The organism is Burkholderia sp. AU33803 (genome assembly GCF_002223095.1).
In the GTDB taxonomy this organism is placed as follows: Bacteria; Pseudomonadota; Gammaproteobacteria; order Burkholderiales; family Burkholderiaceae; genus Burkholderia.
In genome coordinates this window covers 304,694-323,104 of record NZ_NKFJ01000006.1, presented here as the reverse complement: position 1 = coordinate 323,104, position 18,411 = coordinate 304,694, and the positions used below count along the sequence as shown (strand labels likewise).

20 protein-coding genes are annotated in these 18,411 nt (G+C 66.5%); 9 read left to right on the top strand and 11 right to left on the bottom strand.

Annotated elements, in window-relative coordinates; translation table 11 throughout:
* Positions 1-22: 22 nt before the first annotated feature.
* The 5 genes from CFB41_RS18670 to CFB41_RS18650 all read right to left on the bottom strand — a co-directional run bounded on the left by CFB41_RS18670 (position 23) and on the right by CFB41_RS18650 (position 5,520).
* Positions 23-1,459, bottom strand: coding sequence for an alkaline phosphatase (locus tag CFB41_RS18670; RefSeq protein ID WP_089457448.1), 1,437 nt, complete (start codon positions 1,457-1,459; stop codon positions 23-25).
* Positions 1,460-1,613: 154 nt separating this feature from the next.
* Positions 1,614-2,204 carry a class I SAM-dependent methyltransferase gene (locus CFB41_RS18665; protein ID WP_089457447.1) on the bottom strand — a complete coding sequence of 197 codons (591 nt, stop codon included), beginning with the start codon at positions 2,202-2,204 and terminating at the stop codon, positions 1,614-1,616.
* A gap of 345 nt (positions 2,205-2,549) precedes the next feature.
* Entirely contained in the window at positions 2,550-2,990 is a 441-nt protein-coding gene (locus CFB41_RS18660) for a GNAT family N-acetyltransferase (protein ID WP_089457446.1), read from the bottom strand.
* Between the two features lie 65 nt (positions 2,991-3,055).
* On the bottom strand, positions 3,056-4,777 hold the full coding sequence (gene poxB, locus CFB41_RS18655; RefSeq protein ID WP_089457445.1) for a ubiquinone-dependent pyruvate dehydrogenase: 1,722 nt from the start codon (positions 4,775-4,777) through the stop codon (positions 3,056-3,058).
* 242 nt (positions 4,778-5,019) lie between these two features.
* Positions 5,020-5,520 carry an Lrp/AsnC family transcriptional regulator gene (locus CFB41_RS18650; RefSeq protein ID WP_089457444.1) on the bottom strand — a complete coding sequence of 167 codons (501 nt, stop codon included), beginning with the start codon at positions 5,518-5,520 and terminating at the stop codon, positions 5,020-5,022.
* Between the two features lie 197 nt (positions 5,521-5,717).
* Here CFB41_RS18650 and CFB41_RS18645 point away from each other — a divergent pair, with 197 nt between their 5' ends.
* Positions 5,718-6,734 carry a 1-aminocyclopropane-1-carboxylate deaminase gene (locus CFB41_RS18645; RefSeq protein ID WP_089457443.1) on the top strand — a complete coding sequence of 339 codons (1,017 nt, stop codon included), beginning with the start codon at positions 5,718-5,720 and terminating at the stop codon, positions 6,732-6,734.
* Positions 6,735-6,905: 171 nt separating this feature from the next.
* On the opposite strand, the gene CFB41_RS18640 is transcribed toward CFB41_RS18645, so the two are convergent.
* The 3 genes from CFB41_RS18640 to CFB41_RS18630 all read right to left on the bottom strand — a co-directional run bounded on the left by CFB41_RS18640 (position 6,906) and on the right by CFB41_RS18630 (position 9,606).
* Entirely contained in the window at positions 6,906-7,940 is a 1,035-nt protein-coding gene (locus tag CFB41_RS18640) for a hypothetical protein (protein ID WP_089457442.1), read from the bottom strand.
* A 129-nt stretch (positions 7,941-8,069) separates the two neighbouring features.
* Positions 8,070-8,897: a hypothetical protein gene (locus CFB41_RS18635; RefSeq protein WP_089457441.1), complete on the bottom strand. Its 828-nt coding sequence runs from the start codon at positions 8,895-8,897 to the stop codon at positions 8,070-8,072.
* 121 nt (positions 8,898-9,018) lie between these two features.
* Positions 9,019-9,606, bottom strand: coding sequence for a tetratricopeptide repeat protein (locus CFB41_RS18630; RefSeq protein WP_089457440.1), 588 nt, complete (start codon positions 9,604-9,606; stop codon positions 9,019-9,021).
* 360 nt (positions 9,607-9,966) lie between these two features.
* On the opposite strand from CFB41_RS18630, the gene CFB41_RS18625 reads away from it, so the two are divergent.
* The 3 genes from CFB41_RS18625 to atsR are packed head-to-tail and all read left to right on the top strand — an operon-like array spanning position 9,967 to position 13,208.
* Complete coding sequence (locus CFB41_RS18625; RefSeq protein WP_089457439.1) at positions 9,967-10,845, top strand: helix-turn-helix domain-containing protein; 879 nt, start codon at positions 9,967-9,969, stop codon at positions 10,843-10,845.
* A gap of 42 nt (positions 10,846-10,887) precedes the next feature.
* Positions 10,888-11,391, top strand: a complete 504-nt coding sequence (locus tag CFB41_RS18620) for a molybdopterin-dependent oxidoreductase (RefSeq protein ID WP_089457438.1) — start codon at positions 10,888-10,890, stop codon at positions 11,389-11,391.
* Positions 11,388-13,208, top strand: coding sequence for a hybrid sensor histidine kinase/response regulator AtsR (gene atsR, locus CFB41_RS18615; protein WP_089457437.1), 1,821 nt, complete (start codon positions 11,388-11,390; stop codon positions 13,206-13,208). Before CFB41_RS18620 ends, atsR begins: the two co-directional genes overlap by 4 nt.
* Before the next feature lie 63 nt (positions 13,209-13,271).
* Here atsR and CFB41_RS18610 read toward each other — a convergent pair whose 3' ends face one another.
* Positions 13,272-13,691, bottom strand: a complete 420-nt coding sequence (locus CFB41_RS18610) for a secondary thiamine-phosphate synthase enzyme YjbQ (RefSeq protein WP_089428528.1) — start codon at positions 13,689-13,691, stop codon at positions 13,272-13,274.
* 10 nt (positions 13,692-13,701) lie between these two features.
* Positions 13,702-14,028, bottom strand: a complete 327-nt coding sequence (locus CFB41_RS18605; RefSeq protein WP_039369742.1) for a thioredoxin family protein — start codon at positions 14,026-14,028, stop codon at positions 13,702-13,704.
* Positions 14,029-14,254: 226 nt separating this feature from the next.
* Here CFB41_RS18605 and CFB41_RS18600 point away from each other — a divergent pair, with 226 nt between their 5' ends.
* From CFB41_RS18600 to CFB41_RS38675, 5 genes are all read left to right on the top strand, one after another.
* Positions 14,255-14,956, top strand: coding sequence for a flavin reductase family protein (locus tag CFB41_RS18600; protein ID WP_089457436.1), 702 nt, complete (start codon positions 14,255-14,257; stop codon positions 14,954-14,956).
* A gap of 198 nt (positions 14,957-15,154) precedes the next feature.
* The gene (locus tag CFB41_RS18595; RefSeq protein WP_041493406.1) at positions 15,155-15,487 is read left to right on the top strand and encodes a DUF2322 family protein; all 333 of its coding nucleotides are present in this window, start codon (positions 15,155-15,157) and stop codon (positions 15,485-15,487) included.
* Between the two features lie 106 nt (positions 15,488-15,593).
* Complete coding sequence (locus tag CFB41_RS18590; protein ID WP_373558624.1) at positions 15,594-16,481, top strand: hypothetical protein; 888 nt, start codon at positions 15,594-15,596, stop codon at positions 16,479-16,481.
* A 210-nt stretch (positions 16,482-16,691) separates the two neighbouring features.
* Positions 16,692-17,324, top strand: a complete 633-nt coding sequence (locus CFB41_RS18585; RefSeq protein WP_089457434.1) for a LysE family translocator — start codon at positions 16,692-16,694, stop codon at positions 17,322-17,324.
* Positions 17,325-17,326: 2 nt separating this feature from the next.
* Positions 17,327-17,563 (top strand): hypothetical protein, encoded by a 237-nt coding sequence (locus CFB41_RS38675; protein WP_256941082.1) that lies wholly within the window; start codon positions 17,327-17,329, stop codon positions 17,561-17,563.
* 102 nt (positions 17,564-17,665) lie between these two features.
* Here CFB41_RS38675 and CFB41_RS18575 read toward each other — a convergent pair whose 3' ends face one another.
* Positions 17,666-18,367 carry a YebB family permuted papain-like enzyme gene (locus tag CFB41_RS18575; protein WP_089457433.1) on the bottom strand — a complete coding sequence of 234 codons (702 nt, stop codon included), beginning with the start codon at positions 18,365-18,367 and terminating at the stop codon, positions 17,666-17,668.
* Positions 18,368-18,411 lie beyond the last annotated feature (44 nt).

The following is an 18,411-nucleotide window of genomic DNA, read 5'->3' as shown; positions in this document are numbered from 1 at the left end:
CCTGTACCCGTATGGTCGGCGCTCACAGCTGCACCGCGTTGCGCACCAGCTCGAACACCTTGTTGTTCTCGATCACGCCGTGGAACGCGTCCGCGCCGCGGCCGATCGCCCCGAGGAACACATCGGTGCCGCCGTGCGTCTCGTTGCCCTTGTCCATGCGCACGACCGCCTCCTGGCGATAGTCGTCGGCGCCCGTCACCGCGTCGGTGAGTGCCGTGCCCGCGCGGCTGCCCTGCACGCGGTTCTCGCCGTTGCCGAAGCCGATGATCGTGTACGGCGCGCCGTCCGCATCCTTCGCGACCGCGCCGGTCTGGTAGCTGCGCAGCACGCCGAGCACGCCGGGCTTGCCCGCCTCGGTCTTGCCCGTGCGCGCCGCATAGCCGTTCAGCACCAGCGTGTGATCGTGATCGGCCGTCACGACGATCAGCGTGTTCTTCAGGTCGGGATCCGTCTTGCGCACCTTGTCGATCGTGGCCTTGATCGCGTTGTCGAACGCGACCGTGTCCTGCAGCGCGCGCTTCGCATTGGTGTCGTGCAGCGCGTGGTCGATCCGGCCGCCTTCGACCATCAGGAAATAGCCGTTCGGGTTCTTCTGCAGCACGTCGAGCGCGCGCGTCGCCATGTCGGCGAGGCTCGGCTCCTTGGTCGCGCCGCGATCGAGGTCGTAGCTCATGTGGCTCGACGAGAACAGGCCGACCAGCTTGCCGCCCTTCGTCGCATCGGCGGCCAGCAGGTCGTCGCGGTTCTGCGCGACCGCATAGCCCTTCGCCTTCAGCTCGTTGACCAGGTTGCGCCCGTCGGTGCGCTTGCCGCCGCCGTCCTTCGGCACGAAGAATTGCGTGCCGCCGCCGAGCACGACGTCGACGCCGTCGCCCAGCGCGCCGTTGTAGCCCGCGCCGCCCGGCACGAGCTGCGCGGCGATGTCGTTCTCGGCGTCGCGATGGCACACGTGCGCATACGTTGCGGCGGGCGTGGCGTGCGTGACGCGCGTGGTCGTCACGACACCGGTGGCCAGCCCCTGCGCCTTCGCGATCTCGAGCAGCGTCGTCGCCGATTTGCCGTTGTTCGCGCCGCAGTTGCCGGTGAGGCTCGCGGTCGGCTCGATCGCCTTCGTGTCCGGCGACATCGAGATCACTTCGTTGTTGGTCTTGACGCCGGTCATGTATGCCGACATCGACGGCGCGCTGTCCGTCACCTGCGCATCGTTGGAATAGGTCTTCACGAACGCGGTTTCCGGCAGCGTATCGATCGTGAGCGCGCCGTCTTCACCGACCGCGTAGATGCGTGCGGCCGTCAACGTCGTGATCCCCATGCCGTCGCCGAGGAAGAAGATCACGTTGCGCGCGGCCGCCTGCACGGGCGCGAGCGACGTGCTGCTGGTCGAGCCGTCGTCGCTGCCGCATCCGGCCAGTGCAAAGGCGCCCGCGCACAGCAGCGCCGCCAGTTTGATTCGATTCATGTTGCCCGCTCCCCCCGCCATTGATGCTTTCGAAATGAAAGGCGATGGTAGGAACCTGATGTGACGGCAATATGAATGGAAATTGGAAGGATCAGAAGGCGTTACGAAAGGATCAGGCGAGGCGCCACGATCGGGCGCCCCGCGCACGGCTGCGTCATTCCGCGTGTTCGGCGGTGAAGCTTCGCACGGTCACGATGCGCGCAGGCGGTATGTTTGCCCACACGATCCGGCTGCTGCAGGAAACGAATGCCGAATCGCCGAGCGGATGACGGCCGGGCGGCCGCAGGTCGTACGTGAACTGGATCATCACGCCGTCGGCGGACAGCACGCGATGGCACTGGTCGATGATGGCCGTCACGTCCTGACGCGGCAGCGTGCGCAGCGGCAGGCACGACACGATCGCGTCGACGCGCGCATCGGGCGGCAGCAGCCGCTCGAGCTGCCGCGCGTCGCCCGACACGATCGTGATGCCCGGAAAGCGTCGCCGCAGATGCTGGACGAACGCCGGCGAACGTTCGACCACGACGAGCCGCCGCGGCGCGACACCGCGTTCGAGCAACGCCGCGGTAATCGCGCCGGTACCGCCGCCGAGCTCGACGACCAGCCCGTCGCCGTCCGGCACCGCGTCGGCCATTTCGCGCGCCAGCTGCCGCGAACTCGGGCACAACGCGCCCACCGCGGCCGGACGGCCGACCCACTCGCGCACGAACAGTGCCGAGACACGCCACGCGTTCGGCCACATCATCGGCGGGCCTCCGGCGCTTGCGCGGCCAGCGGCGGCGTGCCGATGACCGCGCGGAACGGGGCTACGGCGACACGGGTTGGGTTCATGCGCATCCTCCTCCTAAGCGAACCGGTCCGTCGCTGTACACGCGACGTGTCAATCGATTCTAGGAAACGCAAACTTAAGCTGACGTGAAGATTGACCCTGATTTGCCTGATCAATTCGTGCCGGATCAGCTAGCGCGCGCCCGGTCAGCGGTCGATGCGCTGCTGGAAATGCGCGGGATAGCGCGCGCCGACGATCCTGATTTGCTGCAGTGCGGTCTCGATCGCGGCGAGATCGTCGACGGTCGGCATGCCCGTTCGCTCAGCGCGTCGCCCGCATCAGGATGTTCGCGAACGGCAGGCCTTCTTCGTCCTCGTCGCGCCGCGAAATTTCGTCGAAGCCGAGCCGCGTGTAAAACGCATGGGCATCGCGATTGTCGGCATACACCTCCAGATCGAGCGAGCCCTTGAGGGCGAGCGCATGCTCGACCAGCGCGCGGTCGATCCCGTGGCCGTGCAACGCCGGCGCGACGAACAATCCGCCGATCGATGCGTCGAGCAAGCCGATGAAGCCGACCGGTTCGTCGCCACGACACGCGACCCAGGTTTCCGCCTCGGGTAGATAAACCTGTTCGATCAGCGCGCGCTGCTCGCGCAGCCGCGCCTCGCCGAGAAACGGATGCGCGAGCAGCGATGCGTCGAACCAGATGGCCGACAGTGTGTGCAGGTCGGATGCCTCGTAGGCGCGAATCTCGATTGCCATGTTGCTTGTGTTGTTCAATGCGTCACGCCGCGCACGCTGCCCACGGCATCGCGCGCGGCACCGCATTACCGCAGGTTGGTTCTCGCCAGCTCGACGATCTCGTCGCCGCGCCCACTGAGGATCGCGCGCAGCATGAACAGGCTGAAGCCCTTCGCATGCGCGAGTTCGATCTTCGGCGGCATCGCGAGCTCGTACTTCGACGTGACGACGTCGACGACCGCCGGCCCGTCATGCGCGAACGCCATGCGCAGCGCTTCCTCGACGTTCTCCGAGTGCTCGACGCGCACGCTGAAGATGCCCGCGCCCTTCGCGATCGCCGCGAAGTCGGTCGGGCTCAGGTCGACGTTCGTGTCGAGATAGCCGGCCGCCTTCAGCTCCATCGACACGAAGCCGAGCAGGCTGTTGTTGTACACGATGATCTTGATCGGCAGCTTGAGCTGGCGTGCGGTCAGCAGATCGCCGAGCAGCATCGACAGGCCGCCGTCGCCGGACAACGACACCACCTGCCGTCCCGGATGCGCGCCCTGCGCGCCCAGCGCCTGCGGCATCGCGTTCGCCATCGAGCCGTGATTGAATGAGCCGTGCAGCTGCCGCTTGCCGTTCATCGTCAGGTAGCGCGCGGCCCACAGCGTCGGCGTACCGACGTCGGCCGTGAAGATCGCGTCTTCCGCTGCGACTTCGTCGACGATCTTCGTCAGGTATTGCGGATGGATCGCGCGACCCGGCGGCTCGGCCACCGCGAGATCGTCGAGCCCCTTGCGCGCCGCCGCGTAGTGCTTCAGCGCGTTCTCGAGGAAACGCCGCTGCGTCTTGCGCGTCAAGCGCGGCAGCAGCGCCGCGATCGTTTCCTTCACGGTGCCGACGAGGCCGAGCGCGAGCGGCGCGCGATGGCCGAGTTGCGAGCCCTTCCAGTCGATCTGCGCAATCTTCGCGTTCGACGGATAGAACGGCCGGTACGGGAAATCCGTGCCGAGCATCAGCAGCGTGTCGCACGATTCCATCGCGTGATAACCCGAGCTGAAGCCGATCAGCCCGGTCATCCCGACGTCGAACGGGTTATCCCATTCGACGAACTGCTTGCCGCGCAGCGCATGCACGACCGGCGCGCCGAGCGTGTCGGCCAGCGCGACCACCTCGTCATGCGCGCCCTGCGTGCCGCTGCCGCACAGCAGCGTGACCGCGTCGGACGCATTGAGCAGCGCCGCGAGCCGGTCGAGATCGGCATCGGCCGGCAGGATCGACGGCGGTGACGATTCGCTCCACGCCGGTGCTTCGTCGGGGCCGTCGCCGAGCGCGATGTCGCCCGGCAGCACGATCACCGCGACGCCCCGCTCGTCGATCGCGGTGCGCATCGCGCGGGCGAGCACACGCGGAAACTGCGACGCGTTCGTCACGAGCTCCGCGAAGTGGCTGCATTCGCGGAACAGTTCCTGCGGATGGGTTTCCTGGAAGTAGCCGAGCCCGATTTCGGTCGACGGAATGTGCGCGGCGATCGCGAGCACCGGCTGATGATTGCGGTGGCAGTCGTACAGCCCGTTGATCAGGTGCAGGTTGCCGGGGCCGCAGCTGCCCGCGCATACCGCGAGCCGCCCGGTCGACGCGGCATCCGCGCCGGCCGCGAACGCGGCGCTTTCCTCGTGCCGCGTATGCATCCAGCGGATCGAGCCGATCTGGCTCAGGCTGAACGACAGGCCGTTCAGGCTGTCGCCCGTCACGCCCCAGATGCGCTCGACACCGGCTGCCGCCAGCGTCTTCGCCAGGTATTCCGCCATCGTCTGTTTGGCCATGCTGTCCTCGCTCGTTGATGGGTCGTCACACGAATGAATCGGCTGCGGTGGCCCCTGCGCCACCGACCGGACGAGCATACGCGATCGTTTCGCGCCGCGTCGTGAAGGTGCGACGCGCTGGCGCGCGGGTCGTTCGGTCCCTTTCGGCGGTGTCGGGCGACTGTCGCCGTTTCGTCGGCCAATGGACCGGTTGACGGGCATGCCAGGCGCAAGCCCGGCGCGCACTCGTCGACCACGCGGATTTACAACGGCAGCGCATGCGTCGAAAGAATCTCCTTGAGCACCATGAACGAGCGCACCTGCCGCACCCCCGGCAGGTACAGCAGCTGTTCGGCGTGCAGCCGGTTGAAGCTGTCGTTGTCGCGCGTGCGCACCAGCATGAAGTAGTCGAATTCGCCGGTCACGACGTGACACTCGACGCACCCCGACACTTTCTGCGCGGCCTTCTCGAACGCGGCGAACGCTTCGGGCGTCGAGCGATCCAGCACGAAGCCGATCACGACCAGCATCCCCGCACCGAGCGGCTTCGGGTCGAGCAATGCGACGATGCCGCGGATCAGCCCCATGTCCTTCAACCGCTCGACGCGCCGCAGGCATGCTGGCGCGCTCAGCTTCACCTTCGCCGCGAGGCTCACGTTGGAGATCGACGCGTCCTGCTGCAGTTGCCGCAGGATCGCGCGGTCGATGCGATCGAGCGCCGGTGCGGGGTCGGCCGGCGATGCGCTGCCTCGCTCTAATTTCATTGCGTCATCCTCCTTTTCAACGAATCGAAATTGCTTATCTTATTCTCGTATCGTCGATAACGTAGGCTGCCGCAATTGTTTTCGCAAGCTCATTTCGCGCGCTTCTGCCTATCATTTTTCTGATCGAAACACGGCCTCCCGGCCGCGCACGAACGATTCCGTTTCCCGCCCTGTCCACCGCTTTCCGGAGCCCGCCGATGAACCTGCAACGTTTCCCCCGTTATCCGCTCACGTTCGGCCCGACGCCGATCCAGCCGCTCAAGCGCCTGAGCGAGCACCTCGGCGGCAAGGTCGAGCTGTATGCGAAGCGCGAGGACTGCAACAGCGGCCTCGCGTTCGGCGGCAACAAGACGCGCAAGCTCGAATACCTCGTCCCGGATGCGCTCGCACAGGGCGCGGATACGCTCGTGTCGATCGGCGGCGTGCAGTCGAACCAGACGCGCCAGGTCGCGGCCGTCGCCGCGCATCTCGGGATGAAATGCGTGCTCGTGCAGGAGCACTGGGTCAACTACGACGATCCGGTGTACGACCGGGTCGGCAACATCCAGCTGTCGCGCATGATGGGCGCGGACGTGCGGCTCGTGTCAGACGGCTTCGACATCGGCATCCGCCGCAGCTGGGAAGAAGCGATGGAGAGCGTGCGGCAGGCGGGCGGCAAGCCTTACCCGATTCCGGCCGGCTGCTCGGAGCATCCGCTCGGCGGGCTCGGCTTCGTCGGCTTCGCGGAAGAAGTGCGTGCGCAGGAGGCTCAACTCGGCTTCAAGTTCGACTACATCGTCGTGTGCTCGGTGACGGGCAGCACGCAGGCGGGGATGGTTGTCGGCTTCGCGGCCGACGGGCGCGCCGACCGCGTGATCGGGATCGACGCGTCGGCCACGCCCGAGCGCACGCACGAGCAGATCACGCGTATCGCGCGGCACACCGCCGAACTCGTCGATCTCGGCCGGCCGATCACTGAAGCCGACGTGGTGCTCGACACGCGCTACGCCGGCCCCGAATACGGGCTGCCGAACGATGGCACGCTCGAGGCGATTCGACTGTGTGCGCGGCTAGAGGGCATACTGACCGACCCTGTCTACGAAGGGAAGTCGATGCACGGGATGATCGACAAGGTACGGCTCGGGGAATTCGAACCGGGGTCGAAGGTGCTGTATGCGCATCTCGGCGGCGTGCCGGCGTTGAGTGCGTATAGCGAGATTTTCCGGAACGGGTGACGCATTCGAGATGAAACGCCGGTGCGCCAGGATCACTTGCCGGCACCTTGATCGCAGAGATCGTCCGATTGGCTACGAACGAAAGCAAGCGGGGCGGTCACCGTCTTACCGGTGCCCCCCCGCTTCGGAAAAAACAGAAAAACGGCTACCGGACGCAGCCGCGTTGCCCGCTCAGTTCTGCGTGAGCGGATTCAGCGTCGTGCACAGGAAGCCCGTGCAGTTCTTCGGGTTGAAATAGAACGACGCCATCGCGAGCGGCGGCGTGGTGCCGAGCGCCATGTCGCTCAGGTACGCGCTGCCCTGGCCGCCGAACGTGTTCGACTGCTGGACGAAGCTCGCGCCGGTCGACTGGATCGCGGCCGACTGGTACGAAAAGGTCGGCGACTGCGTCTGGTCCTTCACGTAGACCCACGAGATCGCCGTGCCGAACGTCATCGCGCCCTTCGCGCGATACCCCTTCGCCCCTTCGCTGTTGGCCTGCGCGATGAAGTCGCTGACGGTCGACGCCGGCGCCAGCGCGTCGTACGTATAGGTCGCGCTCGACGCGTTGTTCTTCATGTAGATGTTCGCCTGCACCGACGCCACCACGATCGGCCCCAGGAACCAGTAGCCCGACTGGCCCTGGCCGTTCGCCTGCGTGAGGAACGCATTCGCGTCGGTCGGCAGGCCCGTTGTCGTGTACGTGTAGGTGGCCGACGAGCCGCCGTCCTTGCGATAGAGATCGCCGTACGTGAGCGGCCCTTCGTAGCGGTAGCCGCTCGACCCTTGCGCGTTGGCCGTGTTGACGAACGACGTCAGGTCGGCCGAGGCGTTCTGCAGCTGGTACGTGTAGGTCTGCGCGGTGCCGTCATTCACGAAGATCGATTGCGTCCCGCCGTTGCTCGCGCTGTAGTAGTAGTCGCCCAGATAGCGGTAGCCCTTCGCGCCTTCATTGTTGACCAGCGTCAGGAAGCTCGCCTTGTCGGCCGCGACGGGCTGAGCCTCGTAGCGCCACGTCAGCGTGCCGCCGCCCGAGCCACCGGAACCGCCGGAACCGCCCGAACCACCGCCGCCGCTTCCCGTCCCGCCCGAACCCGTGCCGCCGTTTCCACCGGTGCCCCCGTTGTTGCTCGTGCCCGATCCACCGGACGCCGCGGGCGAGGAGTCGTCGCCGCCGCAAGCGGTCAGCGCGAGACAAGTCAATGCGATCAGGGCAACGGCTCTCATCGGGATCACCTCGGTGCAAAAAGGACGAACGAAGCCGGCACGCGCGGATCACGCCGCGCGCACGGACAGTCAAGCATCACGAATCAGGAATCACGAAGCGGCCGGCGGCGCACCGCCGGCCCGCGAACGTCAGTTGACCTGGAGCTGGCCACCGCGGCCGAGGCCACCCTTGACGTCCTGCGCCTTGTAGCTGCGCAGCGCGACGACCATCTTGTTCCACGCATCGATGAACGCAACGACCGTCGCCTTGCCTTCCGGCGTCGTCGAGAAACCGGCGAGCCCGCCGCCCACGCCGCCGCCGAAGCCGCCCAGCGCCGCGCCGTAGTTCGTCGCCGTCGAGCTGCCTTCCGACGCCGCGATCTGCACCGCCGAGCGCACGTCGAACAGCGTCAGCGTGACGACCGACGCCTTCGTCTGCAGATGGCCCGCTACCGCGGCCACCGCGCTGTTGCCGATCAGCCCGCCGATCATGCTGCCGATGCCGCCGATCGGCGAATCGTTGATGACGATCTGCGGTTCCATGTAATAGTCGGCCGCGACACGCTGGCCCTTCTGCTGCTTCGAGCCCGCACGGTATTCGCCTGAGTTGCGCTGCAGCTGCGTGATGCGGGACAGGCGCGCGTCGCTCTTCTGGTTGCCGATCGACGTGATCACGAAGCAGTTCGACTGCTGCACCGCCAGGCGCAGCAGCGGGTCGATGCTCGTCACCTTGGTCGCACTGCCGAACGGGCCCCACCAGTCGGCGTTGCGGCCGTCGTCGACCGCGATCGTGCCGAGCGGCGACGTGCAGCGCTGCAGCTGCGAATCGGCGCCGGCGCTCGCGCCGCCCGCGGCGGCACCGGTCACGCCCGCATTCTGGCCGCCGGGCGTCACCACGCCACCGCAGCCTGCCACGGACGCGCAAAGCGCTGCAACCAGCGCACCTTGAGTGAGACGTTGGGAAAGGTTGGTCTTCATGTCGTTGTCGGTCGATTTAGAGTCGTTGTTCGGCTTATGTGTTCGTGCGAACTTCGATAAGCCCCCCGGCTGGCGCGCGATGGTGGTCTCCCCGCTGCTGCCCCCGTTGCTTCAGGCCCGGTCAGTAGTACCAGTACGTCTGCTGCCAGACGCCGTAGTACGGATAGCCCGAGTACCAGTAGCCGTAATAGCGGTCACGCCATTCCGTGCGCCATTTCCAGTCTTCTTCGTCTTCCTTCTTGGCCTTGCGCGCCAGGTCGAGCAGCTTCTTCGACTCCTTGTCGCCGCGGCCGGCCGCGATCGACAGCCACTTCTCCGCTTCGCGCGCGTCGGAGCCCATTTCCTCGAGGCCGAACAGGTAGAAACTGCCGAGCGCCTTCTGCGCCTGCAGGTCGCCACGCTCGGCGGCCTCGCGCATCCACTTGAGGGCCTGGTAGCTGTCCTGGCGCACGCCGTCGCCGCGGAAATAACGCAGGCCGAGGTCGTAGGCGGCCTTCGGCTGGGTCTTCGCGGTCTGCTTCAGCGCAGCGATGCGCGGGCTTTCCTGGTCTTCCGAATCGCCCCTTTTTTGATAGGACACCTGATCTTTAGGACGGTCGGAACAGCCTGTGTCGTCGCAGATCCGCACCGTGTTGCTGGTGAGGGACGGATCCTGCGCGCACGCGGCCAATAGCAGCAGCAGCCCCGGTGCGATCAAACGGCGGTACATTGTTACTTTCCTCAGGTTTTATTGGCGCCGCAATTCTTCGAGCTATCCCACCCCCGCGAGCTCGTACCCGGCGGCGCGCGGCGCAACGGATACAATCCGCCGACGCCGACACGCACTCCAAGGCTCTCTCAGGTTCTCTCTTCGAATCGTTCCGTCACTGCTTCCTTGCGGTCGCTTTTCGATGTTCCGGCGGTGGCCGGCATCGATCTCCAAACATGACGCGACAAACAATAGTGACGTGGTGAGCAATAATAATGAAGAAAAATGGCATGTCAAGGTCATTCGCTTTTTCAAAGCTTGCATGACGCGTCAGTTTTGATATGCTCACCCTCGCCAAAAACCCCTGGAGACCCCATCGAGATGTCCAACAGCGAGCAGGCCAACGTCGATCTGATCACCGCCAACAAGGTGCGCGACCTACTGAACCGGAACGGGATTCCGCCGCGAAGTCACAACACGACGATCGCGAACGTGCTCGGCCTGAGCTTCTCGGTCGTCACGCGCAAGATGAAAGGCCTGATCCCATGGAACCTGTCGCAGTTGCAGGACATCGCGACGCACTTCGGCGTGCCGCCCGCGATCCTGCTCGACGACAAGGGCACGCAGCCGGCCGCCGCCGAGATGATCGACGCGACGCTCGTGATCGAGTCGCGGCGCTTTCGCTGCCGCGCCGCGATCTCGACCAAGGCCAGCAGCCAGAGCGAGACGGATTTCGTCGCGCTGCAGTGGCAGGGCGAATGGCTGATCACCGAGCGTCAGCACGCGCGCGAGGGCCGCACGTATCCGGTCGACGTCATCGAGCTGCGCTCGGCCCAGCCGAACGTGTATGCGGCGCGCATCGCCGTGGTGGACGATTCGCAGGATGTCGCCGAAACGGTATGTGAATATTTCATCGAAAAAGGCGTGAACGCGATCCCGTACTTCGACGGCGCGGCATTCCGCAAGGCACTGGAGGTCGAGGATTTCGACGGCTACATCCTCGACTGGATGCTCGGCGACCAGACCGCCGCCGAACTCGTGCGCGGCATCCGCTCGAGCGAGAACAGCGGCGCGCCGATCTTCCTGCTGACCGGCAAGATCTCGACCGGCGAAGCCAGCGAGGACGAAATCGCGCACATCGTGTCGCACTACAACGCGCGCTGCGAGGAAAAGCCGGTGCGCCTGCCGATCCTGTTCGCCGAAGTGGCGCGCGAACTGAAGATCACGCTGCCGGCCGCCACCACCGCCGCCGCGAACTGAGACGCCAACGACAAATCACCACCGCACGACCGAGGGCAACACATGCGAATTTCGACCATCTGGACCAAGCACCTGCTGACGGCCTGCCTGCTCGGCATGGCCGCCGCGACCTGGGCCGCTTCGTCGTTTACGTTCACCGTCGATGGCAAGATCGACAAGCACAACCAGCAGGGCAAGACGGCGTACGTGTTTTCCGAGCAGGCGCTGATGGCGCTGCCGCAGCACACGATCGTCACGTCGACGAGCTGGACGCCGAAGGCGGCCTTCACCGGCCCGCGCCTGTCCGACATCCTGAAGACCGTCGGCGCGCACGGCACGCAGATCGAGTTCCGCTGCATCGACGAGTACACGTTCACGATTCCGGTGTCCGACGCCGATCGCTACGGCGTGATCCTCGCGCGGACGATGAACGGCAAGGTGCTCGGCAACGACAACTACGGCCCGCTGTGGATCATGTACCCGCGCGACCAGTATCCCGATGAACTGAAGACGCCGCTCGGCGAAGCCAAGTTCGCGTGGCAGATCATCGGCCTGACGGTGAAATGAAACGCCGGCGATGGAAAAATAGAAAAATCATCCTGGTCCTCGGCTCGCTGTGGATCATGGGGTTCGCCGCGTGGGCGTTCCTGCTGTGGGACCTCCTCGCCACCTCGGTCAACGAGGGCGTGCTCGAAGGGCCGCGCGAAGGCGTGTTCTGGACCGCCGCGCAATACCGCAACGTCTATACGCGGTTCGACCGGCAGCTGATCCTCTACACGACGCACCAGGACGACGACTTCAATCACGTGCAGATGCAGCTCGACAGCCTGTCGGTGTCGTTCGGCTTTCTGCAGCGGCCGTCTGAAGTATCCGAATACTGGCTGCGCATCCCGCGCGCGCGCAACGAGATCGACGCGCTCGGCGAATTCATGGCGCGCCTGAAGCGCGAAGTCCCGTTGCTGCGCGATTCGCCGAAAAGCGCGCAGCAGGTCATCGACGAGGTCAATGCGTACTGGCCGAAAGTCAACGGGCTCGCGAACTATTTCCGCGCGATCGAAATGGCGCAGCGCGACTTCACGTTCCATCAGCTGAAGGAAAAGCAGCGCGCGATCCTGATCCTCGGCATCGTGCTCGGCGTGATCCTGTGTGCGCTGTTTCTGCTGCTGTTCTATACGATGCGCACGCGTGACGACCTGCTCGAGCGGCAGGACGCGGCGCTCGACGCGGAACGCAAGGCATCCGACCGCGCGTTCGAAATGATCGAGGCAAAGAACGCGTTCCTCGGGATGGTCAGCCACGAGTTGCGCACGCCGCTGCAGGCGATCTGCGGATCGGTCGAGATCCTGCTCGCGCGCCCGCAGTCGGAGGCGAACCTGAAGACGATCCGGCGGCTGCAGAATTCCGCGTTGTCGCTCGAGGCGCTCGTCAAGGATCTGACCGACTACATCAAGCTGCGCTCGACGAAGCGCCTCGCCGAACGGGAAACCGTCGGCATGGCGTCGCTGCTCGCCGAGGTGCTCGACCCGTTGCGCGAGAAGATCGCGGCCAAGCGGATCGCGATCGCGCAGCAGGTCGAGCCGCACGACCTCACGATCCGTTCGGATCGCAAGCTGCTGCGCCAGGTGCTGTCGAACCTGATCGAGAACTCGGTCAAGTACACGCTCGGCGGGTCGATCGACGTGTCGATCACGCTCGCCGACGCGCCGGCCGGCCAGCAATTGAAGATCGCCGTGCGCGACACGGGCACCGGCATCGCGAAGTCGCACCTGTCGAAGATCTTCGAGCCGTTCTATCGCGCGAACGACGCGGTCGGGCTGCATGTGGACGGGATCGGCATGGGGCTCGCCGTCGTGCGCGAAATCGTGACGACGCTGCGCGGGCATGTAGACGTGCGCAGCGTCGTGGGCGAAGGCAGCGAGTTCGTCGTGACGCTGCCGGCCGAAGTGCCCGGCATCGACACTGCCGGCCACGCGGCCGGCGACGCGCTCGCGCTGCCGCACGCATCCGTGCACCGCGACCGGCGCGCGCTGGTGGTCGACGACGACGACAACGCGCGCGAAACGCTCGGCGCGATGCTGTCGGCGCTCGGCATCGACGCCGATCTGTGCGGCACCGGGCAGGAAGGCGTCGCGCGCTTCGGCACGGGCCATTACGACATCGTCGTGATCGATCTCGAACTGCCGGACGTGAGCGGCTTCGAAGTCGCGCGGCGCATTCGCACGGTCGCGGTACCCGACGACGACGGCCGGCATCCGGCGATCCTCGGCGTCAGCGCGTATGAATCGGCTGCGCTGCGCGAGAACAAGCAGGTGTTCGACGCATTCCTGCCGAAGCCCGTCCACCTGCGCGAACTCGGCGCGCTCGTCGAGAAGCTGCTCGCCTGAGCCGGTGTGCCGGCGATGCGCCGCTAGTTGCCGTTCGTTGCCGCTTGTTGCGCTGGTTGCCGCTTACTCGCCGATCAGGTGCAGCACGATATCGCGGCGGTGCGCCGCGCGGCGATGCTCGAACAGGTAAATCCCCTGCCACGTGCCGAGCACCATGCGCCCCTGCTCGACCGGGATCGACAATTGCACCTGCGTGAGCGCCGTGCGCAGGTGCGCCGGCATGTCGTCGGTGCCTTCGGTGTCGTGCTCGTAGCGCGTGGCGTCCTCGGGTGCGAGCGTCGCGAAGTAGCGCTCGATGTCGCGCTGCACCGACGCATCGGCATTCTCCTGGATCAGCAGCGATGCCGAGGTATGGCGACAGAACACGGTGAGCAGGCCGGTACTGATCGCCTGCTGGTCGACGAACGCGCGCACCTGCGACGTGAATTCGACGAGGCCGCTGCCGCGCGTGTCGATGCCGATATGCGTGATCGCCTGTTGCATCGTCGTGACCTCAGGCCAGCGCGGCGAAGCCGTCGGCTTCGATCTGCTTCGCGTCGGCGGGGCGCACGACGCGCGCGACTTCGACACCATCACGCAGGAACACCAGGGTGGGCCACAGCTTCACGCCGAACGAGCGGCCGAGCGGCCGGCCCGGGCCATCCTCGATCTTAAGGTGCCGCACGGCGGGATGCGCGGAAAACGACGCGACGATCGCCGGTTGCGCGCCCGCGCAAATCCCGCACCAGTTCGCGCCGAATTCGATGACGGTCGGGCCGCCCAGTGCGTCGACTTCCGCGCGCGTCGGCGCGTTGGCGGTGTAGCGTTGCTCGGTATCCATCGGGCCCTCGTGTGCGTTTGCGGAACGGGGCCGCGCGTGCCCGTTCGACGCGGCGGGCGCGGCCTGCGATCTCCTACTGTAGCGGAAAAGCGCGCGCGATGCCGGGCGCTCCTGCCCCGCGCAAAGGCCGTTCCCGCCCCTGCGGAATGACACGACAAGATTCGGAGCGCGACGCCGTCGCGACAGGATCAGCATGCGGACTGATCCCTCAACGAAGGCACCGATCATGAACGCTCCGCATTGCGTCACCGAACCGAACATCCTCTATTTCGGCACGCCCGTCGTGCTGGTCAGCACGCTGAACGAAGACGGCACGGCCAATCTCGCGCCGATCTCGTCCGCGTTCTGGCTCGGCTGGCGCGGCGTGATCGGCATCGCCGCCAGCTCGCAAACCACCCGCAACCTGCTGCGCACCGGCGAGTGCGTACTGAACCTGCCGTCGTCGGCACAGGCGCACGCGGTCGACCGGATCGCGCGCACGACGGGCACCTACCCGGTGCCGGATGGCAAGCGCGCGAAGGGCTACGTGTACGAACCCGACAAATTCGGCACGGCCGGGCTCACCGAAGCGGCATCGCAAACCGTCGCGCCGCCGCGTGCGCTCGAATGCCCGGTGCATATGGAGGCGGTCGTCGCGGCCACGCACGGCATCGGTGAGGAAACGCCCGACGTGCGTGGCCACATCCGCGTGTTCGAGTTGCGCATCCAGCGCGTGCACGTGCATCCCGACCTGCTGATGGACGGCCGCGCGGACCGCATCGATCCGGACAAGTGGTCGCCGCTGATCATGAGTTTCCAGAAGTTCTACGGCCTTACGCCGCATCAGGTGCATGCATCGCGGCTCGCCGAGATTCCCGAGCACGCGTATCGCAGCCCGGACATCGAGCGCTCGCGCGATGCGGGCGTGCCGGCTGGCGCGGGGCGGTAGCGGCGTGGGGCGCGATGGCAAGCACGTCGGGGCAACGACCGCGTATGCCTGAACCGCATCGTTGCCGCCGGACGATAGCGCGGCGCCGGCGTGGCGCACGGCCGGCGCCCGCGTGCCCGCCGGCGCGCAGAGGCCAATCGGATAAGATACGGCCGGCCATGCTCATTGGCCCCTGACCGAACCGACGGAGTGTTTTCAGTGATTCAACCGACCCAAGTATTCAAGGACAACCTCGCGCAACTGCCGGCCATCGACGGCGTCGCGCGCATCGATCTCGTCGGCGCAAACGGCGACGTGGTCGCGACCATCGAGAACCAGCCGGGCAAGCAAGGCTCGCTCGCGGTGTACCACTACCTGAAGCAGGCATTCGGCACGCTCGACGCGAAAGCGGCCGAGCACGGCCTCGCCGTGTTCGCCGAACATACGGCCGACGCACGCAATCGCCCGGGCGCGCATCCGAACGTCGATCGCCTGCTGGCCATCGTCGACGGCGGCGAAGCGCTGCGGATCGACGTCGTCGCGAAGGGCTGAGCCGCCGGCGGCACACACGCCTGCTGCCGGACGGTGCGCGGCCGTGACACGCGAGCGCAAACCCGCGATCATCGCGTCCGTCCCCCTTTCCCCGGAGACCACCCAAGTGTCCCGTTTCGTTGCGTTGCCGTTTGCCCGCGGTCTTGCGTCGAGCGTGTCGATCGTGTCGATCGTGTCGATCGCAGCCGTCGGATGTGCCGCGCTCAGCGGTACGGCGTCGGCCGACACGCTGCGTACGACCTCCGATATCGCCGGTGCGTCGCTGGTGTCGCTCGGTGTGCTGCCGCACTCGCCGGAGAACGGTTCGCTGGACTCGTTCTGCACGCAATACCGCGCGAAGACGACCACCGCGGCCGGCCGTGAAGTCGCGAAGCGCGACTGGATCGTGACGTCTGAAGCGCCGCTCGGCCGCTATACGGTCGTCACGTTCGCGAGCGGATTCAGTGCCGGCACGAGCGCGATCTGTTTCGCACGCAACGGCAACGTCGGCGTGTTCGACGGCACGACGCTCGTCGCGCTCGGCTACACGGCGCGCAAGGCGGGCTGGCAGCTCGGCACGGCCGATCGGCTGGAAAGCGGCGCGCTGCTGATCTGGGGCGGCGACGGCCCGGCGCCGCCCGTCGGCGAACTGCGCGAAGAGAACGGCGGCCTGCGCCTGGCCCGGGTCGCGGCTGAAAGCACCTACTGCCAGGGCCGCGCGGTCGTGCCCAACGTGTACGGCAAACCGCTCGACGTCGCGCGCCGGATCCTGATCGCGAAAGGCTGGCAACCGCTGCGCCCGCGCGAGAAGCCGGATGCGACGGACGGCGCGGCGACGCTCGCGAAGCACGGCATCATCGAAGCCGAAGCCTGTTCGGGCACCGGCATGGGCTATTGCGCGCTGCGCTACCGGAACGCAGCCGGCGTGCTCGGCGTGACGACGGTCGGCGGCGAGCCGGACAAGCCGTCGGCGAATACCGTGATCGATTATCAGGTGGCCTGCCGCAAGCGTTGAGCAGGGCGGCGATCGCGCACGCAAGGCGCTGCATGGGCGTATGCCGTTGAGGCAGCGGCGGGCACGATCGGCGTGCCGCGGGCAGCGCATCGGGGTTGACGATCGGCCTCAACGGCTCGCCAGCCCATCGTCCGTTCGTTCGATTGACCGGCCTCGCGCGCCCTCCTAAACTGACCTCCCTTTTACGCGGTATCCACAAAAGGGACTTCCATGATCGACCTCTCCACGCTCGCGCTGTTCTCCGGCGCGTGTCTCGCGCTGACTGCCACGCCGGGCCCCGACATGCTGCTGATCGCATCCCGCAGCGTGAGCCAGGGCCGGCGTGCAGGTTTCGCGACGCTCGCGGGCATCCAGGCCGGCACCTACTGCCATGCGCTGGCGGCCGCGCTTGGGCTGTCGCAACTCTTCGTCGCGGTGCCGCTCGCCTATGACGCGGTGCGCTTCGCGGGCGCCGCCTATCTGCTGTATCTCGCGTGGAAGACGTTCCGTTCGGATGCGACCGCAGTGTCGCCCGTCGCGTCGCCGCGACGCCACTCGAGCGCGGCGATCTTCCGCCAGGGGCTGACGACGAACCTGCTGAACCCAAAGATGGCGCTGTTCGTGCTCGCGCTGTTTCCGCAGTTCGTGCGGCCCGAACACGGTTCGATCGCCGTGCAGATTCTCGTGCTCGCGACGGTGCTGAACCTGATCGGCCTCGTCGTGAACGGCGCGGTCATATTGTCCGCGAGCCGGCTGAGCCAGCGGATCGGTGCGCGCCGCCGCCCGTCGAAGCTGCCGCAATATTTGCTCGGGTCGGTGTTCGTGGGGCTGGCGGCGCGGTTGGCGGTGGCGGGGCGGCAGTAGTCGTGAAGCTGTCGGAGAATCACGCTGGTGCAATCGAGTTGATGAGGTTTGATATGGGAACGTATGAAGATCTGCGCAAACGCGCATTGTCCGACCCCGAGTTGCGTGCTGAATACGATCGACTGAACCGCGAGGAATTTGCAACGCTCGACGTAACGCTTGCTGCGCGTCGAGCAGCCGGCGTAATGCCGACCGATATCGTGGAAGACACGGAGCCGAGCGCGCCCACTGTGGAGTAACACCGGCTCGCGTTCATAGCGAGCCGGCATGCGCGATCACGCGATCGCCCCTCAAGCGGGCGACGGCCGGTGACAAAAGGTTCGTGATCGCGCTCGCTTGAGTCAGACGCTGTCCGGATCGTCACCTTCGGACACGTTTTCAATGCGTTCGCGCGTATCCGCCACCACCCGCAACGCCCCGCTACCCAGCAAGCTCGCCGGCGTCACCGTGCGGCGGCGCCACGGAATCCGGCCGAAGTACCAGATCCGCCAGAAGCCGAGCGGATGATCGGGATTCCGGCGCAGCAGCATGTCGAAGGTCTCGACGTCGCCGAGCACGATCCGCGTCGCATCGCGCACGACTTCGCGCACGAACCGCGAGCAAAACTGCCGGCGCGACGCAAGATTGAACCCCGTGTCGTAGACCACGCCGATCCGGCGCATCGCCGCGTCAACAAGCCGGCGCCGCTGCGCGGCATCGAGCGGCTGCTTCAGCCGCGCGATCACCCACGCGCCGCGATCGGAGCGCGCAAGAAACCGCGACATCGCCGTGACGCGCGATAGCGGAAACGTGCTCTCCGCAATCAACGGCTCGCCGCCGCGCTCGCCGACGACGATCCCGACGTGATTCGTCCACGAGCGCGTCGCACTCGCCACTTCGAGAAACGGCCGCACGGTCACGCGGATGAAGACGATGTCGCCGATCTCCGGCTCGATCGGCAACCGCGTGTCATGCGGATCGTGTGAACCCACGGAAAAGAGACGCCGCCGGCCCGCTTCGGGCGAACGGATCATGAGCGGCCGGCAGCCGGTATCGACAACCATACGGACCTCGCGCGAGTGGGGATGGCGCGAGCATGTCAGCCGCC